We start from the raw sequence: 17,013 nt of genomic DNA on the forward strand, positions 1-17,013 counted from the left end.
CCAGGTTAGATCACCTTTCGCAGGCGACGCCGTCGCCGTCGCGGTCGAGCGCGGACCGGTAGCCCGGTTCGCCGCGGTACAGCGGTGCGGCACCGGCGGCCTTCGCGGCGGAGCAGTTCGCGTAGTAGACGTTGTGGTCCGGTTCCGGGGCGGGCGCGGGCTCGGTGGTCTCCACCACGGGCGGTGCCGGCTTGGGCGCCGCCTTCGTGGCCGGTGCCGGTGCCTGGGTGGGCTTCGGTGCCGGGGGGATCGCCGGTTCCGGGGCGACCGTGGGCGCCGGGGCGTCGATCGTCCCGTTGCACGGCGGTCCCCACAGTCCGCTGACGGCCTGCCTGGCCGCGCTTTCGGTGGCGGCGAGCGCCGGCAGGGCCGCGTTCGCCGCGTACTTGAGATATCCCTGCTGAATGGCGAGTGCCGCGTAGTCCTGACCGTCGGCGAGCGTCAGCGCGATGCCCTGCGCCGTTTCCGCGCCGAGCTTGACGGCTTTGCCGGAAAGCGTCGTGGTCGCCCAGCCGAGCGATTCCGTCCAGTAGCAGCCGGTGCCGGCGGCGGGCGCCGTGACGCCGAGGACGTGCACCGTCCTGCTGCTGCCGTCGCTCCCGTTGACGACGACCGTCGCCCCGTCCGTCACACTGGCGACGGTGTAGGTGACGACGACCGGCGTCGGCGTCGGGGTCGCGGATGTGCTGGTCGACGGGGGTGCCGAGGACGCCGGCGCGGCGGCGGTGGTGAGCTTCGGCTCGGGAGCTTTGCCGAAGATCGCGCCGAGCACGAACAGGACCGTGAAGGCGGCCAGGACGATCTTCAGCCAGTTCGGAAAGCGCTTCTTCGGCTGCATGCGGGTTTTTCCTCGTTCCTCGATGGCGACGTGCCGACGGTGTACTCGGGAAATCTCCCGCCGTTGTTACGCGCCGGGCCGTGATCGGCCACCAGTCGTTATCCGGCGGATTGTTGCCGTCACGATCACGTCACGAACCACCGTTCCGCGCCGAAAAGCTGTCACAACTCCCGGGCCGGGAACGACCTGCGGACGTGATCGAATCCCTCCCGCTGCTCGGCGCCGGCGGCCACCCCGCGCACGGCCTCGACTTCACCGCCGTGGACATCCGGACCACCGGCCTGCGCCCCGGGCGCGTCGTCGAGCTCGCCGCGGTGCGCGTCCACGCCGACGGATCGTTCGCGGGTGAGCTGTCGACGCTGGTGAATCCCGGTCCCGGCGTTCCGCCCGGCCCCGCCCTCGTGCACGGCATCACGAGCGACGAGCTCGACGGCGCGCCGTCGTTCGGCGAGGTGCTCGGGCCGCTGCTCGACCTGTGCGACGGCAGCGTGCTCGTGGCGCACGACCCGGCGTTCGCGAGCGCGTTCCTCGACCGCGAAATCGGTCTCCTCGGGGTCCGGCTGCCCCCGCTGCCGGGCGTCTCGACGCTGGCGGCCGCGAAGTCGGTGGTGCGGCTGCCGAACTATCGGCTCGCCACCGTGGCGCACGCGCTCGGCGTGCCGGCCCGGCCGGGGCAGTCGGCGTTGTCCGGCGCGCGGGCGGTCGCGCAGCTGGTGACGGGATTGTTCGGGCGGTACGGCTTGACGTTCGCGGCCCCGCCGGTCCTGCCCGGCCTGCCGCGGTTCCCCGACGGCCGGCTGCTGCCGCGGGCCGAGGCGCGGCCCGCCGAGCCGGGCTGGATGGCCGAGGCCGTCGAACGCATCGCGGCGGACGACGCCTACCTGGACCTGCTCGCCGACGCCCTCGCCGACCAGCACCTCGCGCACGACGAGGTGGCGGCGCTGGCCGAGCTGGCGACCGAGGCCGGGCTGTCGGAGGCGCACGTGCGGTCGACGCACGAGCAGCTCGTGACGGCATTGCGCGAGATCGCGGAACGGGACGGCGTGGTGACCGCGGCGGAGGCACGCGAGCTGCGCCAGGTGGCCACGGCCCTCGGCGTCGGCCCGGCCGGCGACCTGCGCCCGACGGCGGGCGGCAAGGCGACGCGGGTCCTGGTGCTGGGCACGACCGTCGAGGCGGACCGGCTCCGGGCACGGGTCCTCGCCGAGGGCGTCCAGCTGGCGAAGAAGCTGACCGGGAGTGTCACCCACCTGGTGGCCGATGCGTCGGTGCCGGCGACCGAGCCGCGACTGGCCCGGGGCGCCGAGCTGGGTGCCGTCGTGCTGGACGTCCGTGCGGCACCGGTGGCCCTTGGCTTCGAGCCTGCGCCGTCCCCCGCGGCACCGGCGTCGAAGCGCGTCGGCGGGCGGGTTTTGATGGGCTTCGGGCTGCTGGTGATGTTCGTCGTGGTCGTGGGGATGTTCGGGGGGACACCGCTGGCGGCCGGGATCTTCCTGGGCGCCGTCGGGGTCGGTGCGCTGCTCGGCGGGTGGTGGCTGGCCGAGCCTGCGCCGCGCTGACGTCCGTGCGGTGACGGCTGTGCCCCCGACGTCACCTACGCGGCCGTGCTCGCCCACCTGCGCGCCGGGTGAGGCGGTCCGGTTCACTGGACCACATGGCTATTCCGGAGCTCGCGCTGCGGCAGATCGAACGCTGGTGCACGCAGCGCGTCCCCGAGCACCTGCAGGACCGGATCCGCGTCGAGTGCCGGACGCGGGGTCGCGCGGTGACCATCGTCGAACGCCGTGCGCCGTGGTCGCCGCAAGCCGGGCCCGAGTGGAGCGAACAGAAGATCGCGCAGCTGCGGCTCGACGAGTTCGGGATCTGGTCCGTGTGGTGGGCCGACCGCAACGGGCGGTGGCTGAGCTACCCGGACGCGCCGGTCGCCAGCACGCCGCCGGCGTTGCTTGAGGAGATCGACCGGAACCCCGGCGGCGTCTTCTGGGGCTAGGCCGGCGGCGGGAAGCGCACCTCGTTCCGGTCGATCTTCGCGTGCGCCGCCGCGGGCAGGTCGACGCCGAGGCGGTCTGCCAGCTGCAGCAGGTACAGGGTCACGTCCGCGATCTCGTCCAGCACCTTCTCCTCCAGTGACGGGTCCTCGCGCCACGCGTCGGACTCCTCCGGGGTCAGCCACTGGAACAGCGACGTCAGCTCGCCGACCTCGCCGGAAAGCGCCATCACGAGGTTCTTGGGGGTGTGGTACGGCTCCCAGGCGCGCGCCGCCGCGAAGGCGCGTAGCCGCTGGGTCACGTCGTCGAAAGTCACGGGCGCGATTGTCCTCGGTCGTCACCGTGCGCTAACGGCCGTATGGCGGACTGGCGTTGACCGGTGAATCTCTCACTCAATAGGTTGAACTTCGTCGGGATGCTTGCGGGGCCCAAGGCCGGGAAAGGAATGTCTTGAAGTACCTGCGATCCGTCCGCGGCCGCATGCTGGGCATCGCCTTCGTCCCCGGCGGCGCGCTCGTCCTCGTGGCCGTCGTGATCGCCGTTTTCCTGGTCCACCAGGCGGTTCGGACCCGCGATCTGGCGATGGAGACGGCGTCCGCCGCGGACCGGACGGCCCGGGCGGTGGTCGCCCTGCAGGGTCAGCGCAGCGCGGCGATGGCTTCGCCCGAACGGCGTAGCGCCGCGTACACGAGTTTCACGTTGCGGATCGAGTCCGCCATCGCGGGACTGCGCGAATACGCGCGCCACGCCCCGGACGCCGAGTCCGCCTACCAGCAGACGACCGCCGTCGAGCTGCTTTCCGTTGCCGAAGGCATGGACCGCTCCGATTCCCTCGCCCTGGCCGGCCTGGACAACGTGTCGCGCGGGTCGTTCACCTCCGCCGTCGCCGCCTACCGGGCCGAACTGGCCCGCCTCGTCCCGCAGCTCACCGAGAGTGGCCGGATGGCGTACGAGTCGCTCACCCGTAGCGCCGATTGGAGCAGGCTCGCCGCGGCCGAGAACGCTTTCACCGCTGCCGAACCGCTGCCCGTGCCCGAGTCCACGTGGCGCAGCGCCGCGTACGCGGTGTCCGAGCAGCTGTGCATGCTGTACGCGCAGCAGAGCCAGTACGCGGTCCAGCTGACTCTCGACGACGGCCGTCGCACCCTCGCCGGCGCGCTCGCCGCGGGCACCGCGCTGCTGCTGTTCGCCGTCCTCCTGCTGGTCGTCGTGCGGCGGCTGGTGGCGCGGGTGCCGGTGCCGGTCGTCCCGATCATGGTGCCGACGGCCGGCGCGGCCATCCCGCGACCCCGCCACGCACGGTCACGACGGCCGGGTCTGCCGGAACCGTGGCCGCTGAAAGCCGTGCTCGACGACTTACGCCGTTCATGAGGTGGTCACACAGCGTGCTGGATTACTCCGAAAAGAGCACGCGGTTGGCCCACACGCGTGGCCGTGGCCGTCGGGCAGACTGGTGCGCGTGAGTCCCCACCCGGATCTTCGCCCCTACCTGCGCACCTTGGACGCGGAGACGTTGGCGGACCTGCTGCACGCCCAAGCCGAGCGCGATCCGGAGCTGCGGCATTCACTCGAACTGCGCGCCGCCACCCAATCCGGGGACGTCAGCGAGGCGCACCGGCTGCTGGACACCGCGGTCACCGACGGGAACGCCGAGTACACCGCGAAGATCGGCGCGGTGCTGGACACGCTGCAGCGCATGCTCGACGCCGGCAGCCGCGCCGACCTGGCCCCGCTGGCCCGGCGCACGGTCGACGACATCAGCGAGGTGCTGGAGCAGACCGGCGACTACACCGGCGACCTCGCCGACCGGCTGGACCGGGCCGTGGAGCTGTACGCCCGCGCGTGCGCCGCCCGGCCGCCGGACCCGGAGAAGCTCGCCGACTGGATCCTCGAGGTCGAGTTCGACGGCCCCGGCCGCCCGGTGATCGACCTCGCCGAGTTCGCGGCGGCGCTGGGCGAGCCCGGCCTCAAGCGGATCAAGTCCACTGTGGACGACGTGCTGGCCGCGAACAGCCCCGGCCACCGCCGTGACGTGGCCGAACGGCTCCGGGAACAGCTGGCCGAGGTGCTCGGCGACGTCGACGAGCTGGTGGCGATCCTGTCGGCCAAGCCGCCGCGGGTGGACGTCAGCCTCAAGATCGTCCGGGTGCTGCGGGCCGCGGGGCGGCACAGCGAGGCCATCGCGCACGCCGCCCGCGCGCTCACCCACGACAAGCAGCCCCTGCCGGAACCGGAAAGCGAGACCTCCCGCCGTCGCAAGGAATTCGACGCCCAGCCGAGTCGCGAGACGTTCGCGGCCCTGCGCGCCGCCGCGACGGCCGAGGGGAAGTGGACCGCGCAGCGCCGGGAAGCGCTCACCTGCCTGCGCGAACGTGCTGCCGAGGGTATCGAGCAGGCGGACGAGCTCGTCCGGGTCCTGCTCGACGACGGCCGTCCGGACGAAGCCTGGCGGGCCTGCGTCCGGTTCGGGGCGTCCGCGGAGCTCAAGCTCGAACTGGCCGAGCAGCGCGCGGCCGAGCACCCGGCGGAGGCGATCCCGGTGCTCCGCGAACACGTCGACGAGCTCATCGAGCGCAAGGACCCGCAGGCGTACCAGGAAGCCGCCCGCCGGCTGAAGGTGTTGCGCACCTTGCACAAGCGCGCCGAGACGCCGGACGAATTCACCGCTTACCTGGCCGCGCTGGTGGAAAACCACCGGCGGAAAACCCGGCTGATCACGGAAATCCGGGCCGCCAGGATCGCCCTGCCGAAGGCTGCAACAACCGGGGCTTCACCCCGGGCCGGGGGCTCCGCCACCCGGACCCCCGAAAGACCCGTAACCTCCCCCCGCACCCCTCGTTGACCCGAGAGAACCGGTGATACACGTGCACCGGGACATCGTGAGCGCGCCAAGGCGTCGCGGTGGCCCAGTTCCGCCGTCCGGCTCGGCGCCTCCCCGTCGAGCAGCCGGCGGGACCCGCGCCAGGGCCACCGCGACCCGCTCGCGGTGAAGTGAAAGCATGAACGCATGAGCCCGGTGAGTCGCGCCCGCAAGAAGGCACCGCAGCCCGTCACCCACAGCGTGACCGGCTTGTTCAAGGACATCCTGAACGACTTTTCGGCGCTGGGCGCCGACCCCGAGCCGGTCGACGTCGAGCTGCTCGCCTCCGAGGTGCTCGGCCAGTTCCACGACCTGCCCGCCGAGGACGGCGAAGAGCCGCTCGGCCTCGAACTCATCGCCTTCGCGCAGCGCAAGATCACCCCGGGTGCCGCCGCGCTGCTGGCCGCGCTGCGGGTCGTCGCCGAAACCGACGTCGAACGCAAGGCCGCCGACGCCGGTCTGCAGGTCGTCCTCGGCCGCGGCATCCCCGAGCCCGCCTGGGCCGGCGCGCTGGGCCGGGTCACCGCCGGCGAGTGCTGGCGCACCGGGGACGTCTTCGGCGACGAATCGTCCCTGCTCACCGTCTTCTCCCACGGTGACCAGGCGTACGGCCTGCTCGCGCTGCTCGACTACACCGAGGGCGGCCGGGTGCGGGACCTCGTCGTGATCGACCAGCCCGCCGAGGTCCTCGCCGAGATGCGGGAGCAGTCCGACGCCGACCCCGAGCTGGTCGTCTTCGAGGCCGTCGACCCCGCCGAGGCGCACCGCCTGATCGCGGACGGCCTCGCCGCCACCGACCACCTCGACGAGGCCGACGTCAGCGAGGACTACGCGCGCTTCCACGCCGTCGCGCTGACCTGGTGCCGCGCGCTGCCGGAGCCGGCGCTCGTGCCCGAGGTGGCCGAGTGGTCCGACGCCGAGCGCGCCGCTGTCGTCGAGCAGTTCGTTACGGCGAGCGGTGAAGACGCCGACGCTGCCCGCGCGATCGGTGCCCTGCTGCTGGAGCACGGCCTGCGCACCGACCCCGGCAACCCGCTGCGCGTCGGGCCGGAGAAGATCGCGCGGTTCCTCGAGGGCCTGCTGGGCGAGGAGTACGAGCTCGACGCCGACCACGAGGACGCCGTCGAGCCGGTCGTGCTGGCCTGGGTGCAGTGGACGGGCGAGCGGGCGCACCTGACCGAGACCGCGATCGCCGCCCTCGACGAGGCCGTCCAGGACTACCTGAGCGAGTACGCCGACGATGACGACTCGCCGCTGGAGCGCTACTTCGCCGACACCAGCGAGCTGTCGCCGACCGAGCTGGCCGACGCGCTGGAGCGGCGGATGTTCGCCGTGCCGTCGCTGACCACGGAAATCGACGAGGAAGAGGTCGACCTCGACCCCAACGACCCGGAGCAGCGCCGGGCGCTGGTCATCGCCGAGGCCGACGAGGACGAGGAAGAGCAGCGGCTGATCCTGCGCGCCACCATCGTCGACCAGTTGTGGGACAACGAGCCCGCCGACGTCTGGCAGGCCGCCGAGCGCCTGCGGGAGGGCGAGCTGGACCGCGACGAGATCTTCGAGCAGCTGATCGACGCGCTGGAAAACAGCCTGCTGGACGCGGAAAACCTCGAATACGACGCCGACGCCTACGTCGAGGCGCTGGCCGAACTCTGACGCCTAGGGGAGGGGGCCTGCCGGTTCGGCGGGCTTCCCCTTGCGGCGGCGTTCCTGCAGCCGGTCGTCGAAGTCGACGACGAAGGTCCCGGCCGCCATCGCGATCAGCAGGGCCAAACCGAGCACCGCACCGACCCACGTGAGGATCATCGTGAACATCGTGGGCCTCCTCCCCAGCTCAGAGCCGTTTTCCTGACTCCTTCAGGGTCGCTTTCCCGCCGGTGCGCCGGTATCGGCCAACCGGTTACGCCTGAACGCCCCGCCTCGGCCGAACGGCCGGATTCCGGCGCGGAGCGTCGCCGAGCCGCAACGAATCGTGCCCGCGCACTCGCTCAGCGTGGGAAAGCGCGGCATGTGGGTGACAAGCCCGGTGACCGGGTCAGAGCTTGCGCAGCCGCACCCGGTTGATGGTGTGGTCGCAGTCCTTGCGCAGCACCAGGGTCGCCCGCGGCCTGGTCGGCTTGATGTTCTCCATCAGGTTCGGCTCGTTGATCGAGTGCCACAGGTGGCGTGCCTCGGCGCGGGCCTCGTCGTCGGGCAGGCCGGCGAAGTGGTGGAAGTGCGACGCCGGATCCGCGAACGCCGTGTGCCGCAGCTCCAGGAACCGCTCGATGTACCAGCGCTGGATGTCGTCGGTGTGCGCGTCGACGTAGATCGAGAAGTCGAACAGGTCGGACACCATCAGCCGCGGCCCCGGCTGCAGCACGTTCAGGCCCTCGAGGATGAGGATGTCCGGCTGCTGCACCACCTGCTCCTGGCCGGGCAGGATGTCGTAGGCCAGGTGCGAGTACACCGGCGCGGCCACGCGCTCGGCGCCCGACTTGACCTCCGTGACGAACCGCAGCAGCGCGCGCCGGTCGTAGCTCTCCGGGAAGCCCTTGCGGTGCATGATCCCGCGGCGCATCAGCTCGGCGCGCGGGTACAGGAAGCCGTCGGTGGTGACCAGGTCGACGCGGGGGTGGTCCGGCCAGCGGGCGAGCAGCGTGCGCAGGATGCGGGCGGTGGTCGACTTGCCGACCGCCACGCTCCCGGCGATGCCGATCACGAACGGGACCTTCGTGCCGCGGGAGTCGTCACCGAGGAACGTCGTGGTCGCTTCGTAGAGCCGCTGGCGCGCGGCGACCTGCAGGTTGATCAGGCGGGACAGCGGGAGGTAGACGTCGGCCACCTCGGCCAGGTCGACCTGCTCACCGAGACCGCGCAGCCGCAGCAGCTCGGCCGCGGTCAGCGGCAACGGCGTCGAACTTCGCAGTTCTTTCCATTGTTCCCGGTGCAGCTCGACATACGGGCTGAGTTCGCGGACCCGGGTCATCGCACACTCCTCCGGCCGTCGCCTGCACTGGCGGACGTTCACCTGCGTGATTAACGGTAGGGCTTACGGCCGGTGAACGCGCTGTGATGTAGTCCACCCCCTACCAGGGGTTGATCACCGAGGGTGACGGTTTCCGAAGACCTCGTCCCACGCCGCCGCGACCTGCCGGGCGCAGATCGCCGGGTCGACGCCGCCGACGCCGGTGCCGAGGCCCGGCATCGCGATCGTGTCGACGGACTCCCGCACCGGGCCGTGGTCGAGCCGGCCGTCGCGCCACGTCAGGAACACCGCGCGGGCGGCCAGGTACGGGTGGACGGTGTCGCGCGGCAGCCGTTCGCCGGGCTCCCGCATGGTCGGCGCGCTGATCAGCCAGGCCGGCTCGGCCTCGCCGGTCGGCACCACCACGGCGTCGCCGATCGGCAGCTCACCGCCGTGGAAGGCCAGGACAGCGCTGCGGACGCTCTGCTCCACGCCGGGGAACGCCCGCGCGTAGACAGCGTCGATCCCGCCGCGCATCCAGCCGTAGGAGTTGGCCGGGCTGACCACCGCCTGCGCGACGACGTCGAGCACCGAGCCGCGGTGCACCCGGACCCGCCCGGCCAGTTTTTCCGCAGCGGCGGTCCAGGCCTCGGCGAGCGGTGCATCGACGGCGCACAGCACCAGTTCCGGGGTGCGAGGGGCGATCGGCGGCTGCGCGCCCTCGTGTCCGGTGTGCGTGCCCGATTCGGCGGTCACGCTCCCAGCATCGCAAAAAATGCCACCCGGCGTAACCGGTTCCCGTACCGGCTGTCCGAGTGAATGTCGCCACGGCCGGGCCCCGTAGCCTGGGGGCTGTGTCACGGATCGCATACTTCGGCCCCCGAGGGACCTTCACCGAACAGGCCGCGCGGGTGCTCGCCGTCGCCGGCGAGGAACTGATCCCGGTCGAGACCGTCCGGCTCGCGATGACGGCCGTCCGCGAAGGCAAGGCGGATGCGGCGTGCGTCCCCATCGAGAACTCGGTCGAAGGCGTGGTGCCCACCACGCTCGACGCGCTCAGCGAGTCGACCCCGCTGGTGGCCGTGGCCGAGACCATCCTGCCGATCCACTTCAGCGTGCTGACCCGGCCCGGGACGACGGAGATCCGGACCGTCGCCAGCCACCCGCACGCGCTGGCCCAGGTCCGCGAGTGGCTCGAGGCGAACCTGCCGGACGCCCACCCGGTGGCGTCTTCGTCGACGTCCGCCGCCGCGGTCGGCGTGCTGGAGGGCGACTTCGACGCCGCGGTCTGCGCGCCGGTCGCGAACGAGCACTACGGCCTCGAGGTGCTGGCCACCGAGGTCGCCGACGTCACCGACGCGGCGACGCGGTTCCTGCTGGTCCGGCCGCCGGGCGAGCTGCCGGAGCCGACGGGCGCCGACCGGACGTCCGTGGTCGCCGCGGCCGCGAACCGCACCGGCACCCTCGCCGAGCTGCTCACCGCGCTGGCCAGCCGCGGCATCAACCTGACCCGGCTCGACGCCCGGCCGACCCGCAACAACTTCGGCGAGTACCGCTTCTTCATCGACTTCGAGGGGCACGTGGCCGAGCCGCGGGTCCTCGACGCGCTGACGGCGTTGCGCCGGCACTGCCGCCAGCTGCGGTTCCTCGGCTCGCACCCGCGCGCCGACGGGACCCGCACCACGGTCGAGCCCGGCTTCGGCAACGACGACTTCGTCGAAGCGGCCGTGTGGGCCGACGCGGTCCGCAAGGGAGACCTGGCGTGAGGCTGCTGCTCATCCGGCACGGCCAGACCGACGGGAACGTCCGCGGTGCGCTCGACACCGCGCTGCCCGGGCCGCCGCTGACCGACCTCGGCCGCGCGCAGGCCGAGGACCTCGCGGCGCGGCTGTCGGGGGAGCCGATCGTCGCGGTCTACGCGTCGCAGGCGACCCGGGCGCAGCAGACCGCGTCGCCGCTGGCCGCGCGGTTGTCGCTGGAGGTCCAGGTCGTCGACGGCGTCCACGAAGTCGTCGCCGGTGACCTGGAGGGCGCGACCGACCACGAGTCGATCCGCACCTACATGGAGACGGTCCGGCGCTGGACGCTCGGCGAACTGACGCCGTCGCTGCCCGGCGGCGAGAGCGGCACCAGCGTGCGCACGCGGATGCTGGACGCCGTCGGCCGGCTGCGCGCCAAGCACGAGCAGGCCGACCCGGACGGAGTGATCGCCCTGGTCAGCCATGGTGGCGCGATCCGGCTGGCCGGTGAGTGGCTGGCCTCGAACGTGCACGCGGACGTGGCCAACGCGGCGCTGATCCCGAACACCGGCCTGGTGGAGCTGGACGCCCGGCCCGACGGCCAGTGGCACTGCCTGACCTGGGTTGACACCCCGCTCTGATCGTCACGAAAGTGTAATCCCGTCACGTTTGGAACACGTTTGGTGGGGAATTTACGAGGACGACCAACCCGCCCCGCGATCCGCACGTCTACCCCGTAGCACCACATCAGGGAGGCGATTGACATGGTTCGGACGAAGCTCACTCGGTTGCTGCCGGTCGTGGCGGCTTCGGCGGGTGTTCTCGCGCTCTCCGCCTGCGGCAGCGGCGGCACCACGCCCGCGGCGAGCAGCTCGACGCCGTCCTCGACGTCCCCGGCCGCGACCACGACGGTCACCACCGCCACCTCGAGCCCGGCGAGCTCGGCCCCCGCCGCGCCGCCGGTCGCCCAGCCCGCGGACGACGGGCTCTGCAAGGCCGGCGACGTCAAGCTGTCGCTCGGCCAGGGCGACGCCGGCGCCGGGTCGGTGTACCGGCCGCTGCTCATCACGAACTCCAGCTCCAAGCCCTGCACCATCCAGGGCTTCCCCGGGGTGTCCTACGTGGCCGGCTCCGACGGGCACCAGGTCGGCAAGGACGCCTTCCGCGAAGGCACCAAGGGCAACGCCGTCAAGCTGAACCCCGGCCAGACCGCGGCCGCGGACATCCAGTTCGTCAACGTGGGCAACTTCGACCCGGGCACCTGCCAGCCGACGCCGGTGAAGGGCCTGCGGATCTACCTGCCGCAGGAGACCGCGTCGAACTTCGTGCCGGACGAGGGCACGGGCTGCGCCAGCACGAAGATCCCGGGCAACCAGCTCGCGGTGAAGACGGTCCACCCCGCCTAGCCCGGACCCCGCCCCACCACCACCCTCAACGGACGGGCTTCGCCCGGCTGTTCAGATCCTGGCGCAGATCTCCTGAGCTTGAGCCAGGTGCCGCTGGCCGGAGATGTCGTTGAAGTGCAGGCTGAGCACCATCCGGCTGACGCCGTCGATGTGGTCGGCCAGCGGCTGGTAGTTCGCGTTGACCTGGGCGGCGGCCGCGGACAGCTCGCGCGCGGCCATCATCCGGTGCAGCCGCTCCGAGGTCAGGCCGGGCGTCAGCGCCGGCTGCCGGTCCTGGCTCGTGTCGGGCAGCTCGCCCACCCGGTCGAGCGCCTGGCACGCCGCGACGGCGTCGTCGAGCGCGCCGGCGTGCACGCCGGACAGGCCCCAGAGCAGGCCGAGCACGCTGCCGCCGAGCACGAACCCGGCCACCGCGCACAGCACGAGCAGCCGGCGGGACGGGGGCGGGGGCGAGGGCTCGGCGGCAGACTCGTCGAAGTCGGGATCGGCGTCGGTGCCGGTCCCCGGGTCCACGGTGTGCATGGCTGCCTCCTCACCACCTGGGTGAGGAGATATTTCAGCTCACAATCCCGGATCGTGGTGCGCCCAGGCCGCGGCTGAGTCCGATTTGTCACCGAGGGAGAACCGCCGCAGCGCCGTGAACGCGAACGCGGCGATCGCCAGCATGGCCACGCCGGAGACGGCGAACGTCCGCGCGGCCGTGCCGAGCCGTTCGGTCAGCACGCCGCCGAGCAGCGCGCCCAGCGGGATCGCGCCCCAGACGACCGTGCGCCACACCCCGAGCACCCGGCCGAGCAGCTCGCCGGGCACGAGTGTGTGCCGGGCCGTCGCGAGCACGACGTTGACCGCCACCACCGCGGCCGCGAACAGGGCGAACAGCGCCGCGCTCACGACCGGCGAGCGCACCAGGCCCATCCCGCCGAAGCCGATGCCGCAGCAGACGACCCCGCCGACGACGACGGTGAGCCGGCCGGCCGCCCGCACCAGCCGCGGGGCGACGCCGGCGCCGAGCAGGCCGCCGATCCCGCCGGCGAAGGCGAAGAACCCGAAGGTCGCGTCGGACAGGTGGAGGTCCTGCAGCGCGTACAGCACCAGCTGCGCCTGCGCGAGCTCGCTGACCAGGCTGAGCAGCCCGGCGACGACGACCAGCCGCAGCAGCAGGGGGTGCCCGCGCAGCCAGCGCAGGCCCGCGCCCAGCTCGGTGCGCAGCGGCCGGGCCGGTGCCTCCGCCTGCCCCCGGTAGGTGCCCGCCAGGCCGAGGAGCACCGCGGCCGCGATCGCGAACCCGGCGGAGTTGAGGACGAACGGGAAGGCGGCGAAGAGCGCGAAGGTCAGGCTGCCGACCGGGCCGCCGAGGAACGTCTGGCCGACGATCTCGCACGCCTGCAGCTTGCTGTTGGCCGCGTCGAGCGAGCCGTCGCCGACGACGGCGGGGATCAGGGCGTTCGCCGCGCTGTCGGCGATGGTCTCGGCCGTCCCGATGATCAGCGCGACCAGGTAGACCAGCCAGATCGTCATGCCGCCGGCGGCGACGAGCACGGCCAGCACGCCGACCGCGACGGCACGGGCGGTGTTCGCGACGATCATCGCGCGCCGCCGGTCGATCCGGTCGACCAGCGCGCCGGCGACGGCGGCGAACAGCAGCCAGGGCAGGAACTGGGTGGCGGACAGCCCGGCGATGAGCACCGGGTCGCGGGTCAGGGTGGTCGCCAGCAGGGGCAGGGCCACCTTGCCGATGCCGTCCCCCAGGTGGGACGCCGCGCTCGACGTCAGCAGCCACCTGAGTCTTCGGCCGCCACCGTCGTTCCGGGCCTCGTCCATGGGTGCCTCCCCGCGCGACTCGGCTACGAGGATAACCGGCGATGATGGCTGCGCGTGGTCACGTTGTCACTAACAGTGAATCTCGTGACAGCTTCTCGCCGTCGGCGCGGAAATCGGTGGAACGTACTGGCGGGACGGGGGAATCCGCGCCGGCTCAGCCCCAGCCGAGCTCGTGCAGCCGGGCGTCGTCGATGCCGAAGTGGTGGCCCAGCTCGTGCACGACGGTGATCAGGACCTCTTCGACGACTTCGTCCTCGTCCTCGCACATGGCCAGGATCGGCTGCCGGTAGATCGAGATCCGGTCGGGCAGCACCCCGCCGTACGACGACGTCCGCTCGGTCAGCGCGATGCCGTGGTAGAGCCCGAGGATGTCCGGTGCCTCGTCGTTGAACTCCTCGACGAGCACGACGACGTTGTCCATCGCCTTCGCGAACTCGGGCGGCACCTCGTCCAGGGCTTCGGAGACCAGCTCCTCGAACCGCTCGCGGCTCATCTCGACGGGCATCAGCTGCTCGGCTTCGTCGACGGCGCAGCCGAGCTCGACGTGGCCGGGCCGCCGCCACCGTCCGCCGGCGGGCCACCCTCCTGGGGCTGGCCGCCGTCTGGGCCCGCCGGGGCGGCCTTGACGCTGCCGGTCACCGCCTGCAGGCCGCTCTTGTCCGGCAGCAACGAGGCCACCTTGCAGTTGACCTTCGTCGAGCCGGCGTCCCAGCTCTCCTGCTCCCGCAGGTCCCAGGTCAGGATCAGCTTCTTCGCGTCGAGGTCGGCACCGCCGGTGTAGCTTCCGGCCGCCTTGTTGCACTCGGTGTCGAGCCAGGCCTTCTGGTCGTCCTGCGAGGGGTAGCCCTCCTTGAACTTCGTCTTGAGGTCGAGGGTCGCGATCATTTCGTACGAATGCGGCTTCGCGCAGTCGACCGGATCGCCGACGCTCTTGCCGAGCAGCGCCAGGCAGGTGCCCGGCTCGAAGACCAGCGACTGGTCCTGCTCCTTCGCCGGCCCGGTCGTCGGCAGCAGCTTGCCGCCGGGACCGGCCCACTGCAGGCCGCACCGCAGCTGGCGGTCGCCGTCGGCCCACTGCGACGGCGTCGGGCGCAGGAGGTTCGTGGTGAGCTTCCCGTACGGGTCGAGCTTGTGCCCGAGGTAGGGCTTCACGTCCGCGGTGCACTTCTGCTGCGCGATCTGCTGCCACTGGTCCAGCGACGGGACGGGCGCGCCCGCCGGGAACTGGGCGCCGATGTCCACCAGCGCGGTCACCTCGAACAGGTGCGGCTGGGTGCAGGCCACCTTGTGCGCGTCGCTCGCGTCCGGGTTGTCCCAGGCCAGGCAGGTGCCGGGGGGCGAGTGGAACGCCTCCTCGGCGGCCGGGGACAGCTTGCCCGCGCCGCCGCCGGCCCCGCCGGTGATGCCGTCGCTCCAGGAGAACACGACGCTGAGGGCGAGCGCGATGAGTGCGCCCGCGAAGATCCCGCCCATCACGACGCGGGTGCGCAGCGTCTGCGTGGCGGTGGGGAACCGATCGGCGCTGGGAGACATCGCAGTCCATGATGCCCGCGTCGCGCATGACGTGCGCGATCCGGGTTGGTTAGGGTGGGTCACGGGTTCGTGGTGGCAGGGATTACGGAGCGCACATGACGCAGGACAACAACACTGGGGACCAGCCGCCCCCCGAGCCGCCGAAGCGCGGCTCGATGAGATTCCAGGACGCGAACACCCAGCCCCGCGAGCCCTCGCTGGCCGAGCAGCGGGCGCGCCGGCAGGCGCTCGCCGACGAAGAGCGCAACGAGGAGCTGGCCCGGCAGGCCGACGCCAAGGCGGCCACGCGGCGCAAGATCCTGATCGGCAGCGGCGTCACGGTCGGCCTCGTCGGCCTGGTCGCGACGTTCTACACGGTCGCGAAGACGGAGAACGTCACGGCCGTCTGCACCGACAAGGACGGAGTCGTCGTCCAGAACGACGACTACTGCGACGACAACTACGTCACCAGCCACGGCGGTTACCACAGCGGCGGCTTCCTGTTCCTGCCGATCCCGGGCGGCGGCTACAACAGCTACCGCTACAACTACGGCGGCACCGGTGTGGTCGGCCAGCGGGTGTCCGGCGGCACGTACGACGCGCCGTCCGCCCGCACCAACGTCACGACCAAGTCCGGCAAGTCCGTCCAGCGCGGCGGGTTCGGCATCAGCGGCAAGAGCGGCAGCGGCGGCAGCGGCAAGAGCGGGGGATCGTAGGTGTACCGGGACCGGCGTGAGCCGCGGCGCGACTGGCAGCGGATCGTCGAAGAGCAGGGGCTCGTCTACGGCACGCCGGCCCGCGACAGCAGCGGCCGCATGCGGCCGTACTGGGACGAGTCGGTGCACTACGTCTTCGACATGGACGAGGTGCTGTCCCTGGAGGCCGACGTCGAGCTGCTGCACTCGATGTGCCTGGAGGCCGTCGACAACGTCGTGACGACGGAGGGCTACCGGCGGTTCGGCATCCCCGAATGGGTCTGGCCGCACATCGCCGAGTCGTGGAAGCGGCAGGACCCGCACGTCTACGGCCGGTTCGACCTGCGCTACGACGGCAAGTCGCCGGCGAAGCTGCTGGAGTACAACGCGGACACGCCGACGACGCTGCTCGAGGCGTCGCTGCTGCAGTGGCACTGGAAGACCGACGTGTTCCCCGACGACGACCAGTGGAACTCGATCCACGAGAAGCTCGTCGAGCGGTGGTCGCAGCTGCAGGACAAGCTGCCGTCGAACGAGCTGCACTTCACCTGGTCGGCGGCCGATCCGAGTGGTGAGGACAACGTCACCACGGCGTACCTGCAGGAGACGGCGGCCGAGGCCGGGCTCGACACGGTGGGCCTGGCGATCGAGGAGATCGGCTGGGACCCGGTGCTCAAGCGGTTCGTCGACCTCGAAGAGGCGCAGATGGCGACCGTGCTGAAGCTGTACCCGTGGGAGTGGGTGGTCGACGAGGAGTTCGGCCGCCACGCCGTCGAGTCGCTGCCGCGGACGCTGTGGATCGAGCCGCTCTGGAAGATGATCCTGTCCAACAAGACGCTGCTGGCGATCCTGTGGGAGAACTACCCGGGGCACCCGAACCTGCTGCCGGCGTTCGCCGACGACCCCGGCATCCTCACCGAGTACGTCCGCAAGCCGAAGCTGGGCCGCGAGGGCGCGAACGTCCAGATCGTCGCGACCGGCTACGAGACCCAGACCGGCGGCGTCTACGGCGCGGAAGGCTTCGTCTACCAGGCGTTCGACCCGCTGCCCGAGTTCGACGGCTACCGGCCGGCACTGGGGGCGTGGATCGTCGGCGACAGCTCCGCCGGCCTGGGCATCCGCGAGACCGGCGGCCTGGTCACCGACGACGGTGCGGCATTCGTCCCACACCGCATCGTCGAGTCGTGATACAACACCGCTGCTGATC

General features: G+C 71.9%; 19 protein-coding genes. 10 read left to right on the top strand and 9 right to left on the bottom strand.

What is annotated here, in order from left to right; translation table 11 throughout:
- Window positions 1-10: 10 nt before the first annotated feature.
- Window positions 11-838 carry an excalibur calcium-binding domain-containing protein gene (locus tag AB0J55_RS09055; RefSeq protein ID WP_364244929.1) on the bottom strand — a complete coding sequence of 276 codons (828 nt, stop codon included), beginning with the start codon at window positions 836-838 and terminating at the stop codon, window positions 11-13.
- A 194-nt stretch (window positions 839-1,032) separates the two neighbouring features.
- On the opposite strand from AB0J55_RS09055, the gene AB0J55_RS09060 reads away from it, so the two are divergent.
- The gene (locus AB0J55_RS09060; protein ID WP_364244931.1) at window positions 1,033-2,397 is read left to right on the top strand and encodes a 3'-5' exonuclease; all 1,365 of its coding nucleotides are present in this window, start codon (window positions 1,033-1,035) and stop codon (window positions 2,395-2,397) included.
- A gap of 95 nt (window positions 2,398-2,492) precedes the next feature.
- Window positions 2,493-2,828 (top strand): DUF3024 domain-containing protein, encoded by a 336-nt coding sequence (locus AB0J55_RS09065; protein ID WP_364244934.1) that lies wholly within the window; start codon window positions 2,493-2,495, stop codon window positions 2,826-2,828.
- On the opposite strand, the gene AB0J55_RS09070 is transcribed toward AB0J55_RS09065, so the two are convergent.
- On the bottom strand, window positions 2,825-3,142 hold the full coding sequence (locus AB0J55_RS09070) for a nucleotide pyrophosphohydrolase (RefSeq protein WP_364244937.1): 318 nt from the start codon (window positions 3,140-3,142) through the stop codon (window positions 2,825-2,827). The two genes, AB0J55_RS09065 and AB0J55_RS09070, sit on opposite strands and share 4 nt — an antisense overlap.
- A gap of 134 nt (window positions 3,143-3,276) precedes the next feature.
- On the opposite strand from AB0J55_RS09070, the gene AB0J55_RS09075 reads away from it, so the two are divergent.
- The 3 genes from AB0J55_RS09075 to AB0J55_RS09085 all read left to right on the top strand — a co-directional run bounded on the left by AB0J55_RS09075 (window position 3,277) and on the right by AB0J55_RS09085 (window position 7,342).
- Window positions 3,277-4,197: a nitrate- and nitrite sensing domain-containing protein gene (locus AB0J55_RS09075; RefSeq protein WP_364244939.1), complete on the top strand. Its 921-nt coding sequence runs from the start codon at window positions 3,277-3,279 to the stop codon at window positions 4,195-4,197.
- Window positions 4,198-4,285: 88 nt separating this feature from the next.
- Window positions 4,286-5,668 (top strand): hypothetical protein, encoded by a 1,383-nt coding sequence (locus tag AB0J55_RS09080; protein ID WP_364244942.1) that lies wholly within the window; start codon window positions 4,286-4,288, stop codon window positions 5,666-5,668.
- Between the two features lie 165 nt (window positions 5,669-5,833).
- Window positions 5,834-7,342, top strand: coding sequence for a hypothetical protein (locus tag AB0J55_RS09085; RefSeq protein ID WP_364244945.1), 1,509 nt, complete (start codon window positions 5,834-5,836; stop codon window positions 7,340-7,342).
- A 3-nt stretch (window positions 7,343-7,345) separates the two neighbouring features.
- Here AB0J55_RS09085 and AB0J55_RS09090 read toward each other — a convergent pair whose 3' ends face one another.
- The 3 genes from AB0J55_RS09090 to AB0J55_RS09100 all read right to left on the bottom strand — a co-directional run bounded on the left by AB0J55_RS09090 (window position 7,346) and on the right by AB0J55_RS09100 (window position 9,389).
- Window positions 7,346-7,501 (bottom strand): hypothetical protein, encoded by a 156-nt coding sequence (locus AB0J55_RS09090; protein WP_285987652.1) that lies wholly within the window; start codon window positions 7,499-7,501, stop codon window positions 7,346-7,348.
- A 220-nt stretch (window positions 7,502-7,721) separates the two neighbouring features.
- Window positions 7,722-8,654, bottom strand: coding sequence for a type I pantothenate kinase (coaA, locus tag AB0J55_RS09095; RefSeq protein ID WP_206784074.1), 933 nt, complete (start codon window positions 8,652-8,654; stop codon window positions 7,722-7,724).
- A 114-nt stretch (window positions 8,655-8,768) separates the two neighbouring features.
- The gene (locus AB0J55_RS09100) at window positions 8,769-9,389 is read right to left on the bottom strand and encodes a macro domain-containing protein (protein WP_364244949.1); all 621 of its coding nucleotides are present in this window, start codon (window positions 9,387-9,389) and stop codon (window positions 8,769-8,771) included.
- Between the two features lie 98 nt (window positions 9,390-9,487).
- Between AB0J55_RS09100 and pheA the strand changes: the two genes are divergently transcribed.
- From pheA to AB0J55_RS09115, 3 genes are all read left to right on the top strand, one after another.
- Window positions 9,488-10,399, top strand: coding sequence for a prephenate dehydratase (pheA, locus tag AB0J55_RS09105; protein WP_364244952.1), 912 nt, complete (start codon window positions 9,488-9,490; stop codon window positions 10,397-10,399).
- Window positions 10,396-11,013: a histidine phosphatase family protein gene (locus AB0J55_RS09110; RefSeq protein WP_364244955.1), complete on the top strand. Its 618-nt coding sequence runs from the start codon at window positions 10,396-10,398 to the stop codon at window positions 11,011-11,013. Before pheA ends, AB0J55_RS09110 begins: the two co-directional genes overlap by 4 nt.
- A gap of 117 nt (window positions 11,014-11,130) precedes the next feature.
- On the top strand, window positions 11,131-11,778 hold the full coding sequence (locus AB0J55_RS09115) for a DUF4232 domain-containing protein (protein WP_364245985.1): 648 nt from the start codon (window positions 11,131-11,133) through the stop codon (window positions 11,776-11,778).
- Between the two features lie 51 nt (window positions 11,779-11,829).
- On the opposite strand, the gene AB0J55_RS09120 is transcribed toward AB0J55_RS09115, so the two are convergent.
- From AB0J55_RS09120 to AB0J55_RS09135, 4 genes are all read right to left on the bottom strand, one after another.
- On the bottom strand, window positions 11,830-12,300 hold the full coding sequence (locus tag AB0J55_RS09120) for a hypothetical protein (protein WP_364244957.1): 471 nt from the start codon (window positions 12,298-12,300) through the stop codon (window positions 11,830-11,832).
- A gap of 39 nt (window positions 12,301-12,339) precedes the next feature.
- Entirely contained in the window at window positions 12,340-13,599 is a 1,260-nt protein-coding gene (locus AB0J55_RS09125; protein ID WP_364244960.1) for an MFS transporter, read from the bottom strand.
- Window positions 13,600-13,753: 154 nt separating this feature from the next.
- On the bottom strand, window positions 13,754-14,104 hold the full coding sequence (locus tag AB0J55_RS09130; protein WP_004558570.1) for a metallopeptidase family protein: 351 nt from the start codon (window positions 14,102-14,104) through the stop codon (window positions 13,754-13,756).
- Entirely contained in the window at window positions 14,104-15,132 is a 1,029-nt protein-coding gene (locus AB0J55_RS09135) for a septum formation family protein (RefSeq protein ID WP_364244964.1), read from the bottom strand. The genes AB0J55_RS09130 and AB0J55_RS09135 overlap by 1 nt, the downstream gene beginning before the upstream one ends.
- A 95-nt stretch (window positions 15,133-15,227) precedes the next feature.
- On the opposite strand from AB0J55_RS09135, the gene AB0J55_RS09140 reads away from it, so the two are divergent.
- Together AB0J55_RS09140 and AB0J55_RS09145 are read left to right on the top strand one after the other, a co-directional pair.
- Window positions 15,228-15,827, top strand: a complete 600-nt coding sequence (locus AB0J55_RS09140; RefSeq protein ID WP_364244966.1) for a hypothetical protein — start codon at window positions 15,228-15,230, stop codon at window positions 15,825-15,827.
- Window positions 15,828-16,994: a glutathionylspermidine synthase family protein gene (locus AB0J55_RS09145; protein WP_364244968.1), complete on the top strand. Its 1,167-nt coding sequence runs from the start codon at window positions 15,828-15,830 to the stop codon at window positions 16,992-16,994.
- Window positions 16,995-17,013 lie beyond the last annotated feature (19 nt).

The organism is Amycolatopsis sp. NPDC049688, assembly GCF_040674975.1.
In the GTDB taxonomy this organism is placed as follows: domain Bacteria; phylum Actinomycetota; class Actinomycetes; order Mycobacteriales; family Pseudonocardiaceae; genus Amycolatopsis.